At 33.6% G+C, this 23601-nt stretch carries 17 protein-coding genes and 1 tRNA gene; 11 read left to right on the top strand and 7 right to left on the bottom strand.

From position 1 onward, the window contains the following. Nucleotide 1: 1 nt before the first annotated feature. Together HUE88_RS06265 and secA are read right to left on the bottom strand one after the other, a co-directional pair. Complete coding sequence (locus tag HUE88_RS06265; RefSeq protein WP_194372178.1) at nucleotides 2–1204, bottom strand: ABC transporter permease; 1203 nt, start codon at nucleotides 1202–1204, stop codon at nucleotides 2–4. Continuing rightward, entirely contained in the window at nucleotides 1201–3792 is a 2592-nt protein-coding gene (gene secA, locus HUE88_RS06260; RefSeq protein WP_194372176.1) for a preprotein translocase subunit SecA, read from the bottom strand. Before secA ends, HUE88_RS06265 begins: the two co-directional genes overlap by 4 nt. A gap of 176 nt (nucleotides 3793–3968) precedes the next feature. Between secA and lolA the strand changes: the two genes are divergently transcribed. Then, nucleotides 3969–4484 carry a LolA-like outer membrane lipoprotein chaperone gene (gene lolA / locus HUE88_RS06255; protein ID WP_229860171.1) on the top strand — a complete coding sequence of 172 codons (516 nt, stop codon included), beginning with the start codon at nucleotides 3969–3971 and terminating at the stop codon, nucleotides 4482–4484. 58 nt (nucleotides 4485–4542) lie between these two features. Here the strand turns inward: lolA and acnB are convergent, their stop codons facing one another. The 4 genes from acnB to HUE88_RS06235 form a co-directional block, all read right to left on the bottom strand. Continuing rightward, nucleotides 4543–7128 carry a bifunctional aconitate hydratase 2/2-methylisocitrate dehydratase gene (gene acnB, locus HUE88_RS06250; protein WP_194372174.1) on the bottom strand — a complete coding sequence of 862 codons (2586 nt, stop codon included), beginning with the start codon at nucleotides 7126–7128 and terminating at the stop codon, nucleotides 4543–4545. 123 nt (nucleotides 7129–7251) lie between these two features. Further along, nucleotides 7252–7644 (bottom strand): putative quorum-sensing-regulated virulence factor, encoded by a 393-nt coding sequence (locus HUE88_RS06245; RefSeq protein ID WP_194372172.1) that lies wholly within the window; start codon nucleotides 7642–7644, stop codon nucleotides 7252–7254. After that, the gene (locus tag HUE88_RS06240; RefSeq protein ID WP_194372170.1) at nucleotides 7644–9857 is read right to left on the bottom strand and encodes a DNA translocase FtsK; all 2214 of its coding nucleotides are present in this window, start codon (nucleotides 9855–9857) and stop codon (nucleotides 7644–7646) included. The genes HUE88_RS06245 and HUE88_RS06240 overlap by 1 nt, the downstream gene beginning before the upstream one ends. A gap of 63 nt (nucleotides 9858–9920) precedes the next feature. Next, on the bottom strand, nucleotides 9921–12038 hold the full coding sequence (locus HUE88_RS06235; protein WP_194372161.1) for a flagellin N-terminal helical domain-containing protein: 2118 nt from the start codon (nucleotides 12036–12038) through the stop codon (nucleotides 9921–9923). Nucleotides 12039–12197: 159 nt separating this feature from the next. Between HUE88_RS06235 and HUE88_RS06230 the strand changes: the two genes are divergently transcribed. The 6 genes from HUE88_RS06230 (at nucleotide 12198) to HUE88_RS14095 (ending at nucleotide 16764) form a co-directional block, all read left to right on the top strand. Further along, nucleotides 12198–12281: transfer RNA gene (locus tag HUE88_RS06230), tRNA-Leu, on the top strand. 86 nt (nucleotides 12282–12367) lie between these two features. Continuing rightward, nucleotides 12368–13237, top strand: a complete 870-nt coding sequence (flgA, locus tag HUE88_RS06225) for a flagellar basal body P-ring formation chaperone FlgA (RefSeq protein WP_194372159.1) — start codon at nucleotides 12368–12370, stop codon at nucleotides 13235–13237. Beyond that, nucleotides 13234–13752 carry a UbiX family flavin prenyltransferase gene (locus HUE88_RS06220; protein ID WP_194372157.1) on the top strand — a complete coding sequence of 173 codons (519 nt, stop codon included), beginning with the start codon at nucleotides 13234–13236 and terminating at the stop codon, nucleotides 13750–13752. Before flgA ends, HUE88_RS06220 begins: the two co-directional genes overlap by 4 nt. Beyond that, complete coding sequence (gene coaD, locus HUE88_RS06215; RefSeq protein WP_194372155.1) at nucleotides 13752–14243, top strand: pantetheine-phosphate adenylyltransferase; 492 nt, start codon at nucleotides 13752–13754, stop codon at nucleotides 14241–14243. The genes HUE88_RS06220 and coaD overlap by 1 nt, the downstream gene beginning before the upstream one ends. Further along, on the top strand, nucleotides 14228–14803 hold the full coding sequence (gene tmk, locus HUE88_RS06210) for a dTMP kinase (RefSeq protein ID WP_194372153.1): 576 nt from the start codon (nucleotides 14228–14230) through the stop codon (nucleotides 14801–14803). The genes coaD and tmk overlap by 16 nt, the downstream gene beginning before the upstream one ends. 44 nt (nucleotides 14804–14847) lie before the next feature. After that, nucleotides 14848–16764 carry a methyl-accepting chemotaxis protein gene (locus HUE88_RS14095; RefSeq protein WP_194372151.1) on the top strand — a complete coding sequence of 639 codons (1917 nt, stop codon included), beginning with the start codon at nucleotides 14848–14850 and terminating at the stop codon, nucleotides 16762–16764. Between the two features lie 73 nt (nucleotides 16765–16837). Here the strand turns inward: HUE88_RS14095 and HUE88_RS06200 are convergent, their stop codons facing one another. Continuing rightward, on the bottom strand, nucleotides 16838–17845 hold the full coding sequence (locus HUE88_RS06200; protein ID WP_194372149.1) for a tetratricopeptide repeat protein: 1008 nt from the start codon (nucleotides 17843–17845) through the stop codon (nucleotides 16838–16840). 241 nt (nucleotides 17846–18086) lie between these two features. On the opposite strand from HUE88_RS06200, the gene hisS reads away from it, so the two are divergent. The 4 genes from hisS to cysE are packed head-to-tail and all read left to right on the top strand — an operon-like array spanning nucleotide 18087 to nucleotide 23584. Beyond that, nucleotides 18087–19298 (top strand): histidine--tRNA ligase, encoded by a 1212-nt coding sequence (gene hisS / locus HUE88_RS06195; RefSeq protein WP_194372147.1) that lies wholly within the window; start codon nucleotides 18087–18089, stop codon nucleotides 19296–19298. Continuing rightward, nucleotides 19299–21026: an FMN-binding glutamate synthase family protein gene (locus tag HUE88_RS06190; RefSeq protein ID WP_194372145.1), complete on the top strand. Its 1728-nt coding sequence runs from the start codon at nucleotides 19299–19301 to the stop codon at nucleotides 21024–21026. A gap of 8 nt (nucleotides 21027–21034) precedes the next feature. Then, a complete protein-coding gene (gene speA, locus HUE88_RS06185; RefSeq protein WP_194372143.1) occupies nucleotides 21035–22864 on the top strand; it encodes a biosynthetic arginine decarboxylase in 1830 nt (609 codons plus the stop codon). Nucleotides 22865–22882: 18 nt separating this feature from the next. Continuing rightward, nucleotides 22883–23584 carry a serine O-acetyltransferase gene (gene cysE, locus HUE88_RS06180; RefSeq protein ID WP_194372142.1) on the top strand — a complete coding sequence of 234 codons (702 nt, stop codon included), beginning with the start codon at nucleotides 22883–22885 and terminating at the stop codon, nucleotides 23582–23584. Nucleotides 23585–23601: the final 17 nt, after the last annotated feature.

The following is a 23601-nucleotide window of genomic DNA, read 5'->3' as shown; positions in this document are numbered from 1 at the left end:
TTTACTCATTCCTCAAAACAGTTAATATATCTATTTCACTCGCTTTTTTTGCTGGATAATAAGATGATGCAACAACTATTGTGAATGCTCCAGCAACTATAAGGATAAAGTCTTTTAGACTTAAATCAAGAGGTAGCGTAGATGTAGGGTAAACGTCTTTTGGCAAGTGCACTATATCAAAAGTACTCAGTATCCATAAGCCACTCATTCCAAGAATTACACCAACTAAAATACCGCTGATACCTATCACTATGCCCAAATACAAAAACACTCTCTTAATTTCCGAGGATGTAGCCCCAAGTGATAAAAGCAGTGCTATCTCACTTCGTCTATTCATGACATTCATTAAAAGAGAAGATATAATATTTATAGCTGCTATTAAAATAATAAGCATAAGCACTATAAACAAAGAGGCCTTTTCTAACTCCAAGGCTGCGAAGAAGTTAAGATTGTCTTCCCACCACCCCTTTACAACAACGCTATTTGGAAGAAAGCTTTTTAGTTCAATAATGTCAACTTCGGGATTTTTAGAGAAAATATGAATCCCATTGTACTGATCAGTTGGCATATGCAACATTGTTTGAAGAGATGAGAGGGTTGTGTAGCTATATGCTTTATCATATGCGGAGAGACCTGAATCAAATACACTTTTAACTTTAAATCTTTTTATTTTTGGAGTTATAGAGAGTCCACCTGGTTCTACTTGTGTAAAAATATACATAAGCCTATCATCTGTAAAAAGATTGAATTCATCTTTAAGAGATTTGCCAATTAGTACATCAAATTTTTTAAAATCACTATTTTTTATTGCGTCATTTACGACACTGTTTACTTTAGCTTCACTTTTAAAATCTACTCCAAATATATAGCCACCCTCTAGCTTTGTCCCACTTCTAGCCATTACAGCAGATTGAACATAAGGACTAAAATGAAGCTGTGGAAATTTATTCTCTAAATCTATTAATAGACTTTCATTAACTGCGCCAAAAAACTTTGGCATAACTGTCAATGGATAATTCATAATCGTAAGCTTTTTTTTAAACTCTTTGTCGAAACCATTCATAAGAGCCATAGCTATAAGAAGTACCATTACACCAAGGGAAATCCCTAGAAATGCAAGTAATGCAGACAAGAAAATAAATGGCTGCTCACTGTCAAATCGTAAAAATCGTTTTACTAGATATGGTACTATCGATGTTTTCAAGAAGAAAAAGCACCGCTTCCGGCAAATACACCCTTCTTGGGACCACTTTTACCACAACACTGTTTGTATTTTTTACCGCTTCCACAAGGACATGTATCATTTCTTGAAATCTTTTTAGAACCATACTCATCATCACTATCAGAGTGACTGAGTTGTATAGCAGCTGCTGCGTGTTTACGCTGAAGCTCTAACTGCTCAGCAACCTTTCTAGCCTCTTGCTCAGGGTCTTCAACTCTAAACTGAATTATTTGAAGAGTCTTTATTGTATTGAACTTGATGTCACTAATTAATTCCGTAAAAAGATTAAAACTCTCTTTTTTATATTCTACTAATGGGTCTTTTTGATTGTATGCTCTTAGTCTTATACCTGTTTTCATATTGTCCATAGCATACAGATGCTCTCTCCAAGCACTGTCTAGCTCTTTAAGATATAGCTCTCGCTCAATTTCATTTGAAATTCCATCATCCAATACACTCATTTTATCATCATAAGATTTTTTAACACTGCTAACTAAAGCCTCTAATAATTCTTCATATTCAAGTGAAGAGAAATCATCTATCTTAAGTTCTAAATTAACCTCTTCACGCAATAGTTTAAAAACTTTTTCTAAATTGAAATCTTCTTTGGCCCCACCGTCAAATATATCTGCACTGGACAGAATGTGTGCCACATATTCTTCTCTAATTTCATCAATCTTAGATGAGATATTATATTCACTATTAAGTAATTGAGCTCTAAATTTGTAAACTATTTTTCTCTGCTCATTTGCAACATCGTCATACTCTACAATCTGCTTTCTACCTTCGTAGTGCATATTTTCAACTTTTTTCTGAGCTTTTTCAACTGCACGAGTAACCATTTTAGACTCTATATATTCACCATCTTCAACACCAAGACGCTCCATAATAGATTTGATTTTATCACTTCCAAAAATACGTAGAAGATTGTCTTCTAGAGATAGATAAAATTGTGTTGTACCTGCATCACCTTGACGACCTGAACGACCACGAAGCTGATTATCTATACGACGATTTTCATGTCTCTCTGTTCCTACTATATAAAGACCACCAAGTGCTCTAACTTCATCATTTACTTTAATATCAACACCACGACCTGCCATATTTGTTGCAATTGTTACAGCGCCTTTGGCACCGGCATTTTTAATAATTTCACCCTCTTGTGCATGGTTTTTAGCATTAAGTACAGTATGAGCAATTTTTTCTTTTTTTAGAACACTATGTAGCACTTCAGATTTATCAATAGAAGCAGTACCAATCAGAACAGGCTGACCAGTTTTTGAAAGGGTTTTGATTGTATCTATTACAGCTGCAAATTTCTCTTCTTCTGTTTTATAAATTAAATCATTTAAATCTTTTCTAGAAATTGGAATGTTAGTAGGTAAAGATATAACATCTAAAGTGTAAATTTGTGCGAATTCTGATGCTTCAGTCTCTGCTGTACCAGTCATACCGGCTAGTTTATCATACATTCTAAAGTAATTTTGGAATGTAATATCTGCTAGAGTTTGTGTCTCTTCTTTGATGTCAACACCCTCTTTTGCTTCGAGTGCCTGATGAAGTCCTTCCGAAAAACGACGTCCTTCGCTGAGACGACCAGTAAACTCATCAACAATCACAACTTCACCATCATTAATTACGTAATCAACATCTTTTTCAAAAAGATAATTTGCTTTTAAAGCTTGATCCAGCACATGTGGAAGTGAAGAATTCTCTGCAGAATAAAGATTTTCAACTTTAAACAGTTCTTCTGCTTTAGTTATACCATCTTCTGTAATAAGAATGACTTTATCTTTTTCATCAACTGTAAAATGTTTCTCTTTTTCCAATGTAAGAGCTATAATATTTGCATCTGTATAGTCTTGCATAGTATTATTTGTTGGTCCTGAGATAATAAGAGGCGTTCTTGCTTCATCAATTAATATGCTGTCAACTTCATCAACTATTACAAAATTATGGCCTCTTTGAACCATATTTTCAGCTGAATAACTCATATTGTCTCTTAAGTAGTCAAAACCAAACTCATTGTTGGTTCCATAAGTAATATCTGCTGAATAAGCCTCTCTTTTAACAGACGAATCATGCATATTCTCCAGTAAAATACCAACCGATAGACCTAAAAACTCATATAGAGGTTTCATCTCATTGGCATCTCTAGAAGCAAGGTAATCATTAACTGTTACTAGGTGAACCCCCTTACCAGTCATTGCATTCAATACAATTGCCAAAGTAGCAACAAGTGTTTTACCCTCACCCGTTTTCATCTCAGCAATTCTACCCTCGTGAAGAACAATGCCGCCTATAATCTGAACATCAAAATGTCTCATCTTTAGCGTTCTAACACTTGCTTCTCTGGTTATAGCAAAAGAGTCTTCTAGAACGTCTTCTAAGGTTTTTTCCTCTTTTAATACGCTATTTTTTAACTCCGTAAAAGCATCTTTTAATTCACTGTCATTTAGAGCTTGATATTTACTCTCTAACTCATTTATACTATTTACAATCTTTGTATATTTTTTTAATTCTCTATCATTTGATGTACCAAATACTTTACCCATTAATGCTTGTAGCATCTCCAACCTTATATGCATCACCAAAACTTATAGAATATGGCAATTTTGAAATTGCTATGATTTTATCACACTTATAATAACAATTTGCATAAATTTATAAATGAATTTTATTATTATTAATATTATATAATATGTAAACAATCGCTTTGATATAATTTTCAACAAAAAGGAATTATTTGAAATATTTACTATTAGCTATGCTACTTATAACTCATGTTGCTGCCTCGATGAATGATATAACCTCTTTTGAAGCAGATTTCACACAAACCATAACTGATGATAAAGATAAGACATTAACTTACAGTGGGCATATATTGGCCTCAAAACCCCAAAATGCCAGATGGAACTATATTGAACCAGTTAAAAAAAACGTTTTTATAACTCAATTTGAAGTTACTATAGTTGAGCCTGAGATTGAGCAAGTTATTGTAAAAAGAATCGAATCAAATTTTGATTTTTTTAAAATGATTTCAAATGCGAAGAAGATAAATAATAATACATATGAGACAAAATATAAAGAGTCGGTATTTAAAATAGTTCAAAACAACAGTCTAATAGAGTCAATATCATATATTGATGAATTTGAAAACAGAGTCAAGATAATTTTCAAAAATCAAAAACAAAATCACACTATTGATTTAAAAGTTTTCACCCCTAATTACCCTCTATATTTTGACATTATCAGAGATTAGATTTAAATAACTAAGAGGTTAACGACGCATAAGTTGCGTCGTTTTTTGAATTTTAAGGTTATACAGCTTTAATAGTAACACCGTATTTCTCTTCCGCAGTTGTACGTGCTTCGAGCTTATAGTCTTTTATTTCATTGAAGTTTAAGTATTTATAAACATCATCTGTTTTACCTGCAAGTTTTGCAGGAACGATATCCATATACTCTTCTACCGTAGGAATACGTCCAAGTTTAGAACATACTGCTGCAAGTTCTGCAGAACCTAGATAAACTTGAGTTCCTTTTCCTAAACGGTTATCAAAGTTACGAGTTGATGTTGAGAAAACTGTACAACCGACACGAGCTGACGCTTGGTTACCCATACATAATGAACATCCAGGTATCTCTGTATTTGCTTCTATCGCTTTAAATACATCGTAATAACCTTCGTTGATTAGTTGTTGCTCATCCATACGAGTTGGTGGAACAATCCAGAATTTTTCAACTGCAACTGCACTCTCACCACGCATTACTTCACCAGCTGCACGATAGTGACCGATATTAGTCATACAGCTTCCTAAAAATACTTCATCAATTTTTGTGCCAGCTACTTCGCTTAAAAGTTTAACGTTATCTGGATCATTTGGACATGCTAGAATTGGCTCAGTAATTGTATTAAGGTCAATGTTGATTACCGCTGCATACTCTGCATCAGCATCTGGTTTCATAAGTGTAGGATTAGCTAACCACTCTTTCATCTTATCAACACGACGTTGTATTGTACGTGTATCTTCATAACCATCAGCAATCATAGACTCTAAAAGCACTACATTTGATTTTAAGTACTCAATAACTGGTTCATTATTTAAAAGTACTGTACATGCAGCTGCTGAACGCTCTGCTGATGCATCTGAAAGCTCAAATGCTTGCTCTGCTTTAAGATCAGGAAGACCTTCAATCTCTAAAATACGACCAGCAAAGATATTAATCTTACCAGCTTTAGGAACAGTTAAAAGACCCTCTTGAATCGCTTGGTAAGGGATAGCATTTACAAGGTCACGTAAAGTGATACCTGGTTGCATTTCACCTGAAAAACGTACAAGCACTGATTCTGGCATAGTAAGAGGCATAGAACCAGTTACAGCAGCGAATGCAACGATTCCTGATCCACCAGGAAATGATATACCTAAAGGGAAACGTGTGTGAGAATCTGCACCAGTACCAACTGTATCTGGAAGAACCATACGGTTTAACCATGAGTGTATAACTCCATCACCAGGACGTAAAGCAACACCTGAACGGTTAGCAATAAAGTCAGGTAGTGTATGGTGCATTATTACATCAGATGGTTTTGGGTATGCAGCTGTGTGACAAAATGATTGCATAACGAAGTCCGCAGAGAAACCTAAAGCTGCAAGCTCTTTAATCTCATCACGTGTCATTGGACCTGTTGTATCTTGTGAACCAACAGTTGATGTTTCAGGCTCAACATACATACCTGGACGAACACCAGCTAAACCTGAAGCTTTACCAACCATTTTTTGCGCTAAAGTAAAACCTTTGCCTGTATCAGCTGGTTGCTCAGCAGTTAAGAATACTTCAGATGCACCTAAACCAAGAACACCACGAGCCTTAGAAGTAAGACCACGACCAATAATAAGTGGAATACGGCCACCAGCACGCACTTCATCAGTAATTGTATTAGGGTTTAGTTTAAAAGTAGCGATACATTTGCCATCTTTGTGAGCTTCACCTTTATAAGGATAAATAGTTACAACATCACCTGTTTCCATACCAGAAACATCAAGTTCTAATGGTAATGCACCTGAGTCTTCACATGTAGCGAAGAAAATTGGTGCAATAAGAGAACCTAAAACAACGCCACCGGTACGTTTGTTCGGAACACCTGGGATGTCCTCACCCATGTGCCATTGAACAGAGTTAACACCTGATTTACGAGATGAGCCAGTACCAACAACATCACCAACGTATGCAATAGTATGACCTTTTTCTTTTAAAGACTTGATTGTGTTAATAGGATCTTCCATTTTTGATACAAGCATAGAATTAGCATGTAATGGAATATCAGAACGTGTAAATGCTTCAGAAGCTGGAGAAAGATCATCTGTGTTAGTCTCACCTGGAACTTTGTAAACAGTTACAGTGATCTCTTCAGCTAGTGCCGGTTTAGAAGTAAACCACTCAGCATTTGCCCAAGAAGTCATAACCTCAGTAGCATGAGCATTTCCACCTTTATGTAACTCTTCGACGTCATTAAATGCGTCATAAACAAGTAAAGTGTGCTTAAGTGCTTCTTTAGCTGCTTCAACTACTTCACTGTTTGTAGAAGTTAAACAATCAATAATTGGTTTAACATTGTACCCACCAAGCATCATACCCATTATTTTAACTGCATGCGCAGGAGTTATACCGCTAACAGTTACTTTTGCAGATGCAACATCATTTAAAAAAGCAGCTTTTACATATGCAGCATCATCAACACCTGGTGACACACGGTTTGTAATAAGATCCACTAATTCTTCTGTACAGTTACTCTTAATTAACTCAATCACTTCTGCTGTTTGTTCAGCAGAAAGTGGAAGTGCTGGTACTCCAAGTAATTCTCTCTCAGCAATATGTGCTTTATACTCTTCAATAAATGCCATTGTCATTCCTGTTTAATTTAAATTTTATGGATTATATCTGAATATGCAGGGTCAAAATAAACAGTGTTACCAAAGTAAACATATTTTTATCTATTTATATGATGATTGTTAATATTGGTAACACTATATAGATCTAAAACTCACTTCGGCCTCTATTATGCTTCTATCTTTTCCTCTATAATTACTTTTTAGCCACAAAAGATATGCATCAGGAATATCTGAGTAAAACATTCCTTTAAATTTTCCAAATTCTACTTTTGATTTTTGTTGTATTTTTAAAATTTTCTCTTCACAAACAGCTTCTAATAATATATGTTCGAGCAATAGAATGAATTCATTAAACTCTAATCTTTTTTTAATAACAAATGTATACGTGTTAAAATCAAATATGCCGTTACGCTCAGACACAAATGCTTCTATCTGTTGTATCTGCTGTACTGATAGTTGCTCTAAATTATCTACATGTACACTAAATGAGTTTGTGTACTTTGTAAAAATAAAATGTGGTTTAGCCATTAGAGAATTTCACGAATACCTTTAGAGTTTGGAGAAGATAAAACACCCTCATTTTCCAACTGCTCTATAAGTCTTGCTGAACGGTTATAACCTATTTGTAGCTTTCTTTGAAGGTATGAAATAGATGTTTTTCTATCTGACAATATAACATTTCTAGCATCACCATAAAGCTCATCTAACTCTTCATATGTTTCATTATTAGAATTATTAAATTCATTCTCTTCCACTAAAAAGCTTTTGTCATAATTTGGTGCTCTTTGAGATTTTATAAACTCAACAATTTTTTCTATTTCTGCCTCTGTACTCCATGGTGCATGCAAACGAACTAAACCGGTAGAGCCAGGAGGAGTAAACAACATATCGCCTTTGCCAAGAAGGGATTCAGCGCCTTGCTGGTCAAGAATAATTTTAGAATCAATTCTTTGCCCTACCCTATAAGATATACGAGATGGCAAATTTGCTTTTATTAGTCCCGTAACAACATCAACAGATGGTCTTTGTGTTGCAACAACTAAGTGAATTCCAGAAGCTCTTGCCATCTGCGCCAGTCTAGCGATAGAGTGCTCAACATCCTTTCCGCTTGTCATCATCAAGTCAGCTAACTCATCTATTATAACTACTATATATGGGAAGTGTTCACCACCCTCTTTTTTTACTTTATCATTATAGTTTTCAATATTTTTTGTTCTGTTTTCACTCATAAGCTCATAACGGCGTTCCATCTCAAATACCATATTGTTAAGAGCTACTATTGCCTGCTTTGGCTTTGTTATTACTGGAGTTAAAAGATGCGGAATATCATTATATATTGAGAACTCAAGCATTTTTGGATCAATCATTAGAAGTCTTAACTGATCTGGAGAGTTTTTGTACAAAAGAGATAAAATCATTGCGTTTATACCAACACTTTTGCCACTGCCCGTTGTTCCTGCTATGAGGAGGTGTGGGAGCTTTTTTAAATCAGTTATAAAAGGTTTTCCAACTATATCTTTACCTAAAACTATAGTCAATGGTGATGATGATTCCTTAAAAATCTGACTATCTAGTAAATCTCTTAAATAAATAGTATCAACAGTTGCATTTGGTATCTCGATACCGACTACATCTTTTCCTGGTATTGGAGCTTGAATACGGATAGTTTCGGCTGAGAGCGCCATAGCTAAATCATCTTGGAGATTTAATATTTTACTTACTTTTACATTTGCAGCAGGTTTAAACTCGAAAGTTGATACAACTGGTCCTGCATACGTTCTTACTACATCGCCATCTATCTTAAAATGTGCTAATTTTTCTATCAAAAATCCTATCTTGTCATCTAGCTCACGCTCATCAACACTGTGTGCTTTAGAATTTGGTTTTTGTAAAAAATCAACTGATGGGAGAGTGAAATTTTTTGGTTTTTCTACTTCTCCCTTTTCAATAGATGCTAATAGCTTTGCATTTTCTTCCAACTCATCTACAACAATTGCAGAACTTTGTTCTTTAATTTCGTGAACCAACTCTAATATATTATGCGGTTTTTCTTGTGAATTTACACTATCATCAACTACTGATGATTTTAAAGTCTCTACATGCTCTTCTCTTCTTAGATATGCAGGTTTGTCTATCTCAGATTCAAACTCTTGTTCAATTTTTTCAATCTCTTGGGTTACATGTACTTTTTTTATCTCTTTAACATCTTTCACAGGTACGGAGGAAACTCTTTTTTCTATAATATTTAAATTTTTATTTTTAGAAAGACTTTTTTTATCTGCAATTTTAGTTTTTATATTTCCTAAAAATATGTCAACCAGTTCATGAGCGCTTTTATCAAGTATTATTACTATTGAAACAATTGTAATTATTAACCAAAATATCCAAAGCCCGAATGATCCAATATATGGAGAGAGGAACTCTACAAAATCAGAACCTATGCTTCCTCTTAATTTGTCACTTACTAAGAGTGCCTGTGCTAAGAGTAGAGAGAAAAAGATTAAAAATGATGTTATTGCTAATTCAAATTTTCTTATATTTAGTACAGTGTTTTTATAAAAAAGATATAAAGGTATTAAAGAAGCAAATATATATATGTAAGATATATACCCAAAATAGCCATGATTATATTTAGCGAAGGTAGCTCCGTAACTACCCATTATGGTGTTGTCTCCAAGCGCCGTAGCAAATCCAAGATATATCAGTAAACCAAAAAATATTATAAATAGAGTATCTTTCAAACTATAGCTGCCTTTAAAAATAAATAGTGTTAATTAAGGAAGTATAGCCAAAATCGTTCCAGATTATAAATAGTTTACCAGACTTAATTGAGAAACTTTACCAACTGTATACAGCATAGCCGAATAGTTATTGGTCAATTGTGTCAACTGCAAAGATGCCTCAGCTAGATCTGTATCTATTACAGATGAACGGAGCGACATTGTTGAAATTTCAAGTATCTGTGTTCTCTCTAATGAAAACGTAAGAGCATTTGACTGAGCTCCAACTTGAGCATGAGATTTAGATACATGATCTCTTAAATCATTTAATTTTGAAATTGAATTTTCTATCCCTATGCTTCTTATGTCACCACTTGAAGTATCTGGATGGAATTTATAATTTTCAACAGAAGTTATAACTTCTCCTAAAGTTTTAAAAAAATCTGTTTTTGGGTCACGAATTGTTAATGCATTATTTGTATTAAATGTTGCAACAGATGCATCTGTAGTAAAATCTCCACTATTTGAGTCATAAATAGCTATAGTAGCATTCGTACTAGCTATATTAAAATCAGAAAAACTTATTTTACCATCAGATGACAGAGAGGTACTTCCTATATTATTTGAAGCCATTATTGCTGCATCATACTGAGTATCATTACCTGGTGCAGTAGCTGGAAAATTACCACTTACAGCCATGTTTACAACATCCATAAGTTGACGATATGTCATTTCACTTGCTGGCGTTGCTACTCTTGTGCTATCCATATTAAAAATATTATATGTTCCGTTATCATAGTTACCATCGTTATCAGTATCTAGTGAAAATGTGGAACCTCCATCTAAAAGATTAATGCTTACATTATAGTCCGTATTAGATACGGTTTTACCTTGTAATATTAAAGATTTTCCATCTAAACCACCAGTATAGGTTCCATCTAAATCATAAGTGACTCCAGAAAAAACTTCATGAAGTTTTGTAGAATTAGTTGCAAATGCATTGTCATCTTTTAGAATTTGAGAAACATTTGATGAAATTGTACTACCTGAAACACTGAACTGTGTTCTATCATACAAGAGAGCATCAATATTCGTGATGCCGGCAATAGCTGAACTATATGGAGATTTAACAAACTCTTTAACATAAAGATTATTAGCTGGAGGAACAGTTGGATTTATAATCTCATCAAAATTTGTCTCACCGCTATCCAATGAATCTATATTATTCACATTTGCAGCGCCACCACCGCTAAAATCTGTCGCACCTACTATATGAAAATCTAATTTGCTTGAACCTTTCAGCTTATCTTCTATAACAATCTGCCCTGAAGAGTTCATTGAAACATTAACCACATCTACAACCCCATTACCATACTCATCACCTATTGCAATCAATAAATCATCTATTGTATTGGTATCTGTCATTTGTATCTGTTTTTTAAATGCCGTGCCGTCACTTTGTGTACCGCTAAGGTAAAAATAATGATTATTAGGAGGCACTATAGAATTATCTGTATCGCCCATCAAATCTCGAATAGTATCACTGCTTGAAATGGTAGTAGGAGTTCCGGTAACTGTCGCATCTGTAAAGTCAGGATATTTAGAACTTAAATTAGTTTGAACAACATTGCTTGTAATTTCTCTTTTAACAAGAACCTCTTCACCTAAAAATAGATCAGCACCGGTCAAATTATACTGTTGCTCCACTCCCGATCCTAAAAATGCGTTCATTGAAATATTATTTCCCTTGTATTTCCCATCAGCACTTATTGGTTTTGTGTCTACTGCTGAACCAGAGAATAGATACTGACCATTAATAGATGTGTTTGCCAAGCTGATAAAATGACCTTCAAGGCCTCTTAACTCTGCAGCTATAGCATCAAGAGATACTGAGTCGTTTGTACCATTGGCAGCTTGAATAAGAAGGGTATTCATCCTATTCATACTTGTGTCAAACTCATTTAAAATAATATCCGTCTGATCCGAAGTTTTATAGCCACTCTCAACACTTTTAGCGACTTGATTTAGCGTAATCAACTCATTATCAAGTCTCATAGTATCCGTAAAGACACCTATATTATCACTGGCATATTGAATTTTAAGTCCAGATGCAATCTGCTTATTTACATCAAACAACCTCTCGTTTGCTCTAGAGCCCTCTGCAGCCACATTTTTGTAGTACATGCTAGGTGTTACTCTCATGATGCACCTCCGTTTAATCTTTAATATTTTACTGTACTTATGCTTTATCTAATTTATACAGCAATTTAAGTTCCATGCGACATATATCGACAAAAAAGCATTTACAATTCATTTTAAAAATACTTTAAGTTATAAACCACTATCATTCCACTCTTTCATGCCAGAGTGGTGGAATGGTATACACGGCGGATTCAAAATCCGCTGCCGCAAGGCTTAGGGGTTCGAATCCCCTCTCTGGTACCACCTTTTTTATGTTATCACACTAAATTATGTTATCACACTAAATAATGTTAGAATTGTAAAATATTTTATATTGGATGATTATTTAAATGCTAACAAAAACTTTTTTTTCACTTTTTATCTACTTAACGTTATATTCCAGCAGCACTTTAGATGAAACTTACTACGTAAATACAAAAACTATCAATCTTTCACATATAATTCCTAATGTAAAAAATGATTCAAAACTATTTTCAATTGAAAACACTAAACACACAAAAAGAGTAAAAACAAAAGATTTATTAAACACGCTAAAACAACTTGGATATGCAGAGTTTAGCTCAAAAAGCAGTTATACAAACTTTGTATTAAAAAGTCCTATCGATACATCAAAGATAGAACTAAAAATAAAAAATTATTATCAAAACAAATATGAAAACATTAATATTACAGATATTTTTATCGAGCCAAGAGGTTATTTGGTATCATTGCCTGAAAATTACACAGTAAACATTAGAAGCAGAAATTATTTATCAAGAAGCGGAGTGATATATATTAAAACATCAGATAATAAAAAAATGTTTTTCAACTATGATGTTACAGCTACTGTTTTAGTGTATATAAGTAAAAAAAAGATAAAAAAAGATGTAGAGCTATCAGTTTTAAATGTGAGTAAAAAGAGTATAATTTTGGATAAATTTGTAGATAAGCCGATACAAAATGTAACCAAAGGTCTGTTTCAAAGTAAGCGTCACATATCTGAAAATAAAATTTTAACCATTAGGGATGTTGAAACTTTTAATATTGTAAAAAGAGACTCTTTGATAAATGTCAGTTTAAAAAGTAATCATATGACAATAAGCTTCAGCGCCAAAGCTCTTCAGGATGGAAAAGAAAATGACATCATAAGAGTTCAAAAAAATAATGGGACAAGAGTTAAAGTTAGAATTACCGGTAAAAATAGAGCGGAGATGCAATGAAGTTAATAGTAGCTACAAGTGGTGCCAGCGGAGTAAACTTAGGTCTTAAGGTACTTAAACTACTCCCGTTAGATATAGATAAACATTTTATTATGACAAAAAACTCTGAGATAGTTTTGGATAAAGAGATGAGTGTTACAGTACATGAGAATGAAGACATCTCAGCAAGCATAGCCTCTGGTTCATTTGGAAGTGATGCTATGATTATTGCTCCTTGCAGTATGAACACACTTGCAAAAATAGCATGTGGAATTTCGGACAATCTTGTAACAAGATGTGCTAGTGTTATGATTAAGGAGCAAAAAAAGCTTATACTTGCCCCAAGAGAGATGCCATTTTCTGCAATAGCATTAGAAAACATGCAAAAACTAGCTACCTTAGGTGTAATTATCGCACCGCCTGTTATGGCTTACTACTCTGAGCAACAAACTCTTGACGAGATGGAAAATTTTATAATTGGGAAATGGTTTGACCTACTTAATATAGAAAATAATTTATACAAAAGATGGAAATAATGAGAAAAATAGCACTTTATCCTGGCACATTTGATCCTATAACAAATGGTCATTTCGACATAATCGAGAGAGCTTTAAGACTTTTTGATGAAGTAATAATAGCAGTTGCTATTTCTCAAGATAAAAAGCCAATGTTTTCCCTTGATGAGAGAATAGAGATGACTAAAGAAGCTGTTAAAAGTTTAAGCAATGTAACCGTTGTTGGTTTTGACAACTTAACTGTTGAACTTGCAAAAACACACGATGCAAGTATAATCATTCGCGGCCTAAGAGCTGTAAGTGACTTTGAATATGAGCTCCAGCTTGGATATCTAAACAATTCTCTTGATGACACCATTGAGACTGTATATCTTATGCCAAAACTACAAAATGCGTTTATAAGCTCATCAATTGTCAGAAATCTTCTGAAATTTAATGGTAAAACAGAGCACTTGCTACCGCAAGAAGTTCAAAAAATTATAGGAAGTATGACATCATGTACATTGCACTAGAAGGGATTGATACTGCAGGTAAAAGCACGCAGATAAGTAATTTAGCAAAGTATTATCCAGATGCAATAATCACAAAAGAGCCAGGGGCTACAAAAATTGGCAAAGAGATAAGAGAGATGGTTCTTAACGCTCGTGCCAAAAGTAAAAAAGCTGAATTTTTACTTTTTTTAGCAGATAGAGCGGAACATATAAAAGAGGTAATTGAGCCAAATATATCAAGAATGATTATATCTGACAGAAGTGCAGTAAGTGGTGTTGCTTATGCGTTAGTTCAAGGTGAAATAGACAAAAAAGATTTAGTTTCACTAAACAACTTTGCTACAAATGGAATTTATCCAGAGAAAGTTTTCTTGCTTAAACTCACAAAAGAAGAACTAGAGTTTAGACTTTCTCAAAAAGAGCTAGATGGGATAGAACTCAGAGGGTCCAAATACCTATTAGAAATTCAAGATGCTCTAATAGAAGCTACGAAACTCCTAAATTTAGAGCTTATAGAGATAGATGCAACAAAAAGTAGAGAAGATATAACAATAGAGATATTAAATAATATTAAAGATTAGTTTTATTAATAAAAATTTTTAAAACATAAATTTGAGGAATATTGATGAAAAAAGACATAAGAAACCTTCTGATTATAATTTCCATTATATTATCACTAGGTATGACCGTCATATATTATGTGTACAATGAACATAAACAAGTCACAATAAAAAATAAAGAGCTTATAAAAAAAGAGCAAGTTGAAATTAATTTTTCAAACAAAAAAACACAAATTGAACAGGCTTTCAAGAAGATGTATGAGAGTGCAAGGACAATTTCACTACTTCCATCTGTTAGACAGATAGATAGCGGTAATAGATTAAGTGAAGATGAGGATATTGTATCTACAGGGAGGTTTTCAGAAGATGCTTTTGCAACCGTTCAACAACTCTATAATGATTTGGTATCAAATGTAAATGTATCAGAAATCTATGCTGTTGCTGATGGACTTGATTTTCAAAAGGGTCAATTTCCTTTTTTTATGTTTGACTCTCTGGCAATTGGAAATGAGCAAGAAAATGAAAATGATGCTAGAGTAAATCCTGATTTTCCTGAGGAGGCTGAAGAAGCTGAATACTTGTATTACCCGACTCAAATTGAATATTTTAAGAAAAAATATCCAATATTCAACTATAAAAATCTAGGAGAAATCCCTGCTCTTTTTTCGCCACTTTTAAGAACTTGTGATAATACTCAATATGTTTCAAAATCAACCGGTAACGTAGAAGATAGTTTTGGCATCTTATACTCTGTGCCTTTTTATAATGATCAGAACAGAGTAAAAGGTATCATCTCTATAATTTTTAGAAAAAATTTGCTTGAATCTCTGCTAGTTGGTGTCCCTTTTATAATAATTACTGACAATGATAAAAAAATGGCAAAAGAGATTGATTTTTCAATGCCAAAAGAGTTTAGTCAGTTTGTTTTGTATAACACAAAACATAATATCTACATTGCAGATAGACGAGATAAAGAGATTGTTTCGTTAGTGAGTGCCAAGAATAAAGATATTTCAAACTTTCATGAATTGGTAATTAATACAACTGGAGAGAGTGACTGGAAACTTTTTATGAGAATTCCAGAGACTCTTTATGCCCAAAATCTTCAACAAGAGAGTGAGATTTATAAACTAAAAATAGGTTTCATAGTATTTACAACCCTGTTTTTGATTATATTCATGATTTATAGAACACAAAAGTTATTACATAATATTAATAGTGGCACAAAAGAGTTTGATGATGTTGTGCGAGATTTAATAAATAATATTTCATTGTCAGTAGAACAATCATCAAAAAATAAAGATATTCTTTATACCACTAATGAGAATATAGAAAATAGCTTTTTAATGACAAATGAAAATAGTGTTAGATTACAAAAAAACTATAAAGTTTTAGCAGAATTAGTAACTAGTATGAAAGATGTAATGTCAAAAATAGACTCAAATAGTGAGAAACAAAATGATGCGGTGCATGCCATGAATAAATTAAATGAACAAGCTGGTGAAATCTTAAAAGTAATAAATTTTATCAATGAGATTGCAAATCAAACAAATTTATTGGCATTAAATGCAGCAATTGAAGCAGCTCGAGCAGGACAACATGGATTGGGTTTTTCAGTTGTTGCAGATGAAGTTAAACAACTTGCCAATAAAACAAAAAAAAGCCTTATAGAGATTAGTGCAACAACAAATCTCATAACACAAAGCATAGGTAAAATTGGAAGTGATTTAGAGCATAACTCTCAAGAGATTTTGCATGTCTCAGAATATACAAAAGATCTTGTTGAAAAAGCAGATAGAACAAAAAATGAATTAACAAAAACCATAAGCGCATCAGAGAGTCTAATATTAAACAACCATGAAGTAAAGGAAAATTTAGAGACTCTAATAGAAGGTATGGAAATTATCACAGAATTCTCAAAGAAAAATAAAAAATCCAGTGAAGATATTCAAGCCGTTGCTTTAAAGAGATTTAATGTTTAAATTGTGTGACTTTAGCTAGGGAGAGCAACTGACACAGTTTTGAATGGTCCCCTGAACGCTATCTATATTTATTTCAGAAACTATCACTACTTAGTCTTTTATAATTTTCACACCCTTGAACAACCCCTCCGTTGCAAGCTTTTTCAAAAAGATTTTTTGCTTTTTCTATCTCTTTAGCTTTTTCTTCTTTATAATTAAAATCTAAAAAAAATGAAATATCGAATTTATCTTCATTCTTTTTATAATAAAATAAATTCCCAAGGGTAAAACAACTATTTGCAATACCGCCCTCGCATGCTTTTTCAAACAAATATTTAGCTTTCTTTTTCTCATCGGTTTTTCCATGAGCATAATTAAAATCTAAAAAACTTGAAATAGATACTTGTTGTTCTTCTTTATAAAAATACAAATATGCAAGATTAAAGCAACCATTCAAAAAGCCTGCATCACAAGCTTTAGTGTATAGCTCTTGAGCTTTTTTCTTGTCTTGCTTAATTCCATCACCAAGATAATATAAAACTCCTAGATTAAAGCAACCATTTATAAAGCCTGCATCACAGGCTTTCGTGTATAACTCTTGGGCTTTTTTCTTGTCTTTGGCTACTTCATAACCATTTGAATACAAAAATCCAAGGTTTAAACAAGCAGAATTATTTCCACCATCACATGCTTTAGCGTATAACTCTTGAGCTTTTTTCTTGTCTTGGGCTACTCCCTCCCCTTCAGAATATAAAACCCCTAAATTCAAGCAAGCATCTGCATTTTTATTATCACATGCTTTAGTGTATAGCTCAAAAGCTTTTTTCTTATCTTTTGCTACTCCATAACCATTAGAATACAAAAAACCAAGATTTAAACAAGCATCAATATTTCCGCCATAGCATGACTTATTATATAACTCTTGGGCTTTTTTCTTGTCTTGGACTACTATTTCACCATTGTAGTATAAAACTTCTAGGTTATAACAGCCAGTCATATTTCCATCTTCACAATCTTTATTGTTTTGATTTAATAAAGCTTGTGAGTCTGCACACAAATTAATACTAATTATTACAGCCAACAAAATAAAAGTTTTTTTCATTTTTATCCAAAACAATATATTTTTTAGTTAAATAATACTAAAGAGGAACTTTGTTATCAATTAAGGTCCATTAATATAGATCCAATTGGTTAAATCTCCATTTTTAAAACAAATATTTAGATTTGTAATATTTTCTAAATATGGAGTGCTAACCCTTAGTCTATATATTATATAAGCTAAAAATGGTATCCTTTCATAAAAATAAAAAATTAAACAATATTGCGCACTACTAAGGATAAAAATGATTAATTCACTAAGAGGAATGAATGATATTTTAAGTGAAGACTATGAGAGATTCACTTACTTTATCAACACAGCCACAGATATAGCTCAAAAGTATGGCTTTCATTTCATAGAGACTCCTCTGCTGGAAGAAACAGCACTTTTTAAACGCTCAGTTGGTGAATCTAGTGATATCGTCGGCAAAGAGATGTATCAGTTTATAGACAAAGGTGAAAACGATGTTTGTCTTAGGCCTGAGGGGACAGCCGGTGTTGTTCGTGCATTTGTACAAAAAAAACTTGATAAAGCTGGTGGAATATACCGTTACTTTTACCATGGTTCAATGTTCCGTTACGAGAGACCTCAAAAGGGTCGTTTAAGACAATTTCATCAGTTTGGCGTTGAGAGTTTTGGCGTTGACAGCGTTTATGAAGATGCTACTATGATTATGATGGTTAGCGATATTTTAAAAAAGCTTGGTATCGGATATAGGCTTCAGCTGAATTCACTTGGTGATAACAACTGTATGCCAGATTATCGCACTAACTTAGTTAAATTTGTGCAAGCGTGCAAAGATGATATATGCGAAGATTGTATCCGCAGATTAGATACTAACCCTATCCGTGTGCTTGACTGTAAAAATGCTAAGTGTCAAGAGTTATATGTTGGTGCTCCAAAGCTTATACAAAATCTTTGCCCTACATGTAGCGATGATTTTGAGACTCTTAAGAAAATTTTACAAAACAATGGAATTGATTACGAAATAGACACTAATTTAGTTCGTGGGCTTGATTATTACTCTAAAACAGCCTTTGAATTTGTAAGCGATAACATAGGAAGCCAAAGTGCCATTGCTGGTGGTGGCAGATATGACAGACTTGTTGAGTTTTTAGATGGTCGCCCTACTCCTGCTGTTGGTTTTGCTATGGGAATTGAGAGGCTTATGGAGCTTATTGTAATGCCCGAGAGTGTAAGAAGTGGTTATTATCTTGGCGCTATGGATGATGAAGCTATTGATTTAGTTGTTGGTTTAACTCAGAAAAAAAGAGCACTCCATAAAGCTACATGTGACTACAAGACAAAAAATCTTAAAAGCCATTTAAAGGCAGCTGACAAAGTTAATGCTAAATATTGCGCAGTTATAGGTTCAAATGAGATTGCAGACGGCACAGTATGGATTAAAGATCTAGAAAATAAAACAGAACAAACAATACCTTTGAAGGATTTTTAATTGGAAATACTACACGCTATATGGGCTATCTTTATAGATTTCATTGAGTTTTTTTTATTAGCGGGTGTTTTTTTAATTGCTATATTATTTGTTTATGACAGATATATCCAGAGAAAACATGCACTACTGATTAATTACCCTGTTATCGGTCGTTTCAGATACCTGTTTGAAGCGTTAAGAGAACCTCTGCGTCAATACTTTGCAGAAGAGACATTTTATGATTCAAAAGATAAAGTAGACTGGGTCTACACAGCAGCAAAAGACAAACCAAATTATAAATCTTTTTCAGTTGCACAGCCATTTTCAGGTTCAAGATTTATTATTAAACATGCAACTAATGTACTAAATGAGAATGAAGTAAGTTATGACACATCTGTTGTTTTTGGAAAAAACAGAGAGATTCCATTTACTTCACACACTCCAATTATCCGTTCTGCCATGAGTGATGGCTCACTTAGTCCTGAAGCCATCCGTGCATTCTCTATAGCCGGTGCAAACTCAAACTTAACTATTAATACAGGAGAAGGTTCACTTACGTCCAATCATCTTTTTACTCATAAACCTGACCTTGAAAACTGTGACTATCTAGAAATAGTAAAAAGTAGTCCCTATGCAGAGTTTATATTTAAACTTGGAAAATTACTATTTAATACACCAAGAGCCTTAAAATGGTATAGAACTGTTTTATTAAACAAAAAAACTCAAAATACATATATATATGACACAACTTCACATGTACTCTTTCGTGTAAACTGGAAAGCACCTATAGAAGCCTTTCCTAAAGAAGTTCCATCTGATCTACCAAACATAATTTTTCAAATGGGCTCAGGACTCTATGGGGTTCGTGATGAAGATGGAAAATTTGATGAAGTTAAGTATCAAAAAGTAATGAAATTTTGCCGCATGACAGAGATTAAGATTGCGCAGGGGGCGAAGCAGACTGGTGGAAAATTATCTGGCTCTAAAGTTACAGCTGATATTGCATACTACAGAGGTGTGCCTGAAGGTAAAGATGTTTTTTCACCAAATCGTTTTCCTTTTGCGGATAGCACTTCTCATTTGTTAGATTTTGTAGAAAGATTACAAAAACTATCTAATAAACCTGTTGGATTTAAAATAGTAATCTCGGACTCTAAAGCCGTAGAAGAGATGGTTAGAGAAATTTCTGCTAGAAAATCTGCAGGTAGAAGCTTGCCAGACTTTATAACAGTTGACAGCGGAGAAGGTGGAAGTGCAACGGCACCACTGGAACTTATGGAATCAGTTGGACTAACTACAAACAATGCACTTTTTGTGCTTGACACTCTTCTTAAAAAATATAATGTAAGAGAAGATATAAATATCGTTTCAAGTGGTAAGATATTAACTCCTGATGATGCAATAATCACTTTAGCTATGGGTGCAGATGCTGTTGGTATTGCCAGAGGTTTTATGATGAGTGGCGGATGTATTCGCGCTAGAATGTGTTCTGGTTTTGGTTCACATGTTTGCCCTGTTGGAATGGCAACTCAAGATGAAAAGAAAAGAGCTTCATATCTTGTTATTAAAGAGGGCAAGGAGATAGGCAACTATCATATAAATCTCGTAAAAGGGATAAAAGTCGTTTTGGCAGTTATGGGTATTGACCATATTAATAAATTAGATAGAAGTATGCTTACTTTTAAAAACCAAAATGGTGAAATATTCTTTAATGTAGAAGAGTATTTTCATCATAAATTACATGTATAGGTGGGAAAATGAAAAACTTCGGTCTTGATATCTGGTCAAACAATAACTTTATAATTGAAGATGGGCAGATTAAATTAAACTATAAATCTATGCCATCAATTTTGCAAATAGTTGAAGAGATTCGTTCTGATGATGTAAGGGGGCCTATTTTACTTAGGTTTCCTCATCTAATTAAAAGACAAATTAAAAGCTTATACTCGTATTTCGATAAAGCTATGACAGAGAATTCCTACAATGGAAACTTCAATGCTGTTTTTCCTTTAAAGGTAAATCAATTCCCACATGCTGTAGATGCCATAACGTCTCAGGGTGCACAATTCAACTATGGACTAGAAGCAGGAAGTAAAGCTGAACTAATTTTAGCGATGAGTAAAACTCCTAGCGGAGCACATATCACTGTTAATGGCTTTAAAGATGAAGAGATGATTACGCTAGGGTTTATAGCTGCTCAAAGTGGACATAACCTTACAATAACAATAGAAGGTCTTGGAGAACTTGAGACAATTATAGAAGTTGCAAAAAAGTGTGACTTAAAAGTTCCAAATATAGGGATAAGAGTTAGACTTCATAGTGCCGGGAGTGGTATATGGGCAAAAAGTGGAGGAATGGACGCTAAGTTTGGCTTAACTTCCACAGAGATTATTGAAGCTGTCAGATTACTAAGAGAAGAGAATTTGCTGCAACATCTAAGTATGATTCACTTTCATATTGGTTCTCAAATGTCAGATATTGCACCTCTCAAACGCGCTCTAAGAGAAGCTGGTAATATCTATGCCGAACTTAAAAAAATGGGGGCTTCATCACTAGACAGTATAAATATTGGTGGTGGATTGGCAGTAGAGTATGACCAACACACTCATTCAAAATCTCGAAACTACTCAGTGGAAGAGTTTTCAAGCAGTGTTGTGTTCTTGCTAAAAGAGATTATGGATGCTAAAAATGTTAAACATCCAGATATATATACAGAGTCTGGAAGATTCATAGTAGCTTCACATGCTGTATTAATAACCCCTGTATTAGAACTTTTCACTCAAGATTATCAAGAGAAATTATTAAACTTCAAAGAGGTAAATCCTCCACTTATAAAAGAGCTTATAGATCTAAATAGTCTGCTAAATAATAAAAACTGTATAGAATACCTGCATGATGCGCTTGACCACATGGAATCAATTTTAACTCTATTTGATTTGGGTTACATAGATTTACAAGACCGCTCAAACGCTGAAATATTGGTACATAATATTATTAAAAGAGCGCTCTACTTAACATCATCAAATCCAACAAATGAACTTGAACAACTACAAGTAAGACTACAGGAGAGATATCTAATAAATGCTTCTATTTTTCAAAGCTTACCAGATTACTGGGGATTAAACCAACATTTTCCGGTAATGCCTCTGCACCACTTAAATGCAACTCCAATAAGAGCTGCATCATTATGGGATATTACATGTGACAGTGATGGAGAGATAGGTTTTAATCCGGAAAAACCTCTCTATCTGCACGATGTAAACCTAGATGAAGAAGATTACTTTTTAGGCTTTTTTAATGTTGGTGCTTACCAAGAGACATTAGGAATGAATCATAATCTATTCACTCATCCAAGTGAATATACAGTCTATATAAATGATACGGATTACACGATAACCAATAAAGTTGAGTCAAAAAGTATTTTGGATATTCTAGAGTCACTAGGCTACAACAAAGATATTCTCTCAGATAAACTTAAAAATGATTTGTTAGCTTCCGAGTTTATTACAGAAAAAGAAAAAAATGATACACTTGCCAAATTGGAACTATATTTAGAACAAAATGGTTACTTAAGAACAACAAATTAATTATTTAGGACTTTGACCTTGGGACTCTATGCTGAAATAAAAGAAGACTTTTCAAATGCTTACAACAATGACCCTGCACTCAATTCTAGGCTTGATTTCTTATTTAATTATCCCGGAGTTTGGGCTATAGCTTGGTATAGAGTTGCTAGTAAACTCTACAATTCTAACTTTAAAAGTTTAGCCAGAGTGATTATGGGGTTAACTCAAATCTTAACTAATATAGATATTCATCCTGCGGCAAGAATTGGAAAAAGAGTTTTTATAGACCACGGCACAGGTGTGGTTATTGGCGAAACAGCAATTATAGAGGATGATGTACTTATTTATCAAGGTGTAACTCTTGGCGGTGTATCTCTAACTCAAGGCAAAAGACATCCTACTATTAGAACTGGTGCCGTATTGGGTGCCGGTTCAAAAATCCTAGGAAATATAATAATTGGTGAGCACGCAAAGATTGGGGCAAACTCCGTGGTAGTAAAAGATGTGCCAGATAATGCAACGGCAATTGGAATCCCTGCACATGTAATAGAAAAAGGGAGATGTAAAGATCCTCTTATGCACAATATGCTTCCAGATATAAATAAAGAGATGTTTGAGTATATGCTAAAAAGAGTTGCTGTTTTAGAACATATATTAGTTGAAGATAATAAAGAATTGCTCGAGCAAGATTTAGAGCTTGAAAAAATATATGAATCTTTTATTACTGCTATGAAAAATTAAAAAATCCTCCTTCTCTT

The sequence above is a fragment of the Candidatus Sulfurimonas baltica genome, from assembly GCF_015265455.1.
GTDB lineage: Bacteria > Campylobacterota > Campylobacteria > Campylobacterales > Sulfurimonadaceae > Sulfurimonas > Sulfurimonas baltica.
Note: the sequence above shows the minus strand (reverse complement) of the source record. Positions and strands in the feature narration are given on the sequence as shown.

What these genes read in the sequence shown, in the direction of transcription:
- hisS (WP_194372147.1), top strand. Translation starts at nt 18,087, where the DNA reads ATGATTAATTCACTAAGAGGAATGAATGATATTTTAAGTGAAGACTAT.
- secA (WP_194372176.1), bottom strand. Translation starts at nt 3,792, where the DNA reads ATGCTACAAGCATTAATGGGTAAAGTATTTGGTACATCAAATGATAGA.
- flgA (WP_194372159.1), top strand. Translation starts at nt 12,368, where the DNA reads ATGCTAACAAAAACTTTTTTTTCACTTTTTATCTACTTAACGTTATAT.
- HUE88_RS14095 (WP_194372151.1), top strand. Translation starts at nt 14,848, where the DNA reads ATGAAAAAAGACATAAGAAACCTTCTGATTATAATTTCCATTATATTA.
- acnB (WP_194372174.1), bottom strand. Translation starts at nt 7,128, where the DNA reads ATGGCATTTATTGAAGAGTATAAAGCACATATTGCTGAGAGAGAATTA.
- HUE88_RS06220 (WP_194372157.1), top strand. Translation starts at nt 13,234, where the DNA reads ATGAAGTTAATAGTAGCTACAAGTGGTGCCAGCGGAGTAAACTTAGGT.
- speA (WP_194372143.1), top strand. Translation starts at nt 21,035, where the DNA reads ATGAAAAACTTCGGTCTTGATATCTGGTCAAACAATAACTTTATAATT.
- HUE88_RS06235 (WP_194372161.1), bottom strand. Translation starts at nt 12,038, where the DNA reads ATGAGAGTAACACCTAGCATGTACTACAAAAATGTGGCTGCAGAGGGC.
- HUE88_RS06200 (WP_194372149.1), bottom strand. Translation starts at nt 17,845, where the DNA reads ATGAAAAAAACTTTTATTTTGTTGGCTGTAATAATTAGTATTAATTTG.
- tmk (WP_194372153.1), top strand. Translation starts at nt 14,228, where the DNA reads ATGTACATTGCACTAGAAGGGATTGATACTGCAGGTAAAAGCACGCAG.
- coaD (WP_194372155.1), top strand. Translation starts at nt 13,752, where the DNA reads ATGAGAAAAATAGCACTTTATCCTGGCACATTTGATCCTATAACAAAT.
- HUE88_RS06245 (WP_194372172.1), bottom strand. Translation starts at nt 7,644, where the DNA reads ATGGCTAAACCACATTTTATTTTTACAAAGTACACAAACTCATTTAGT.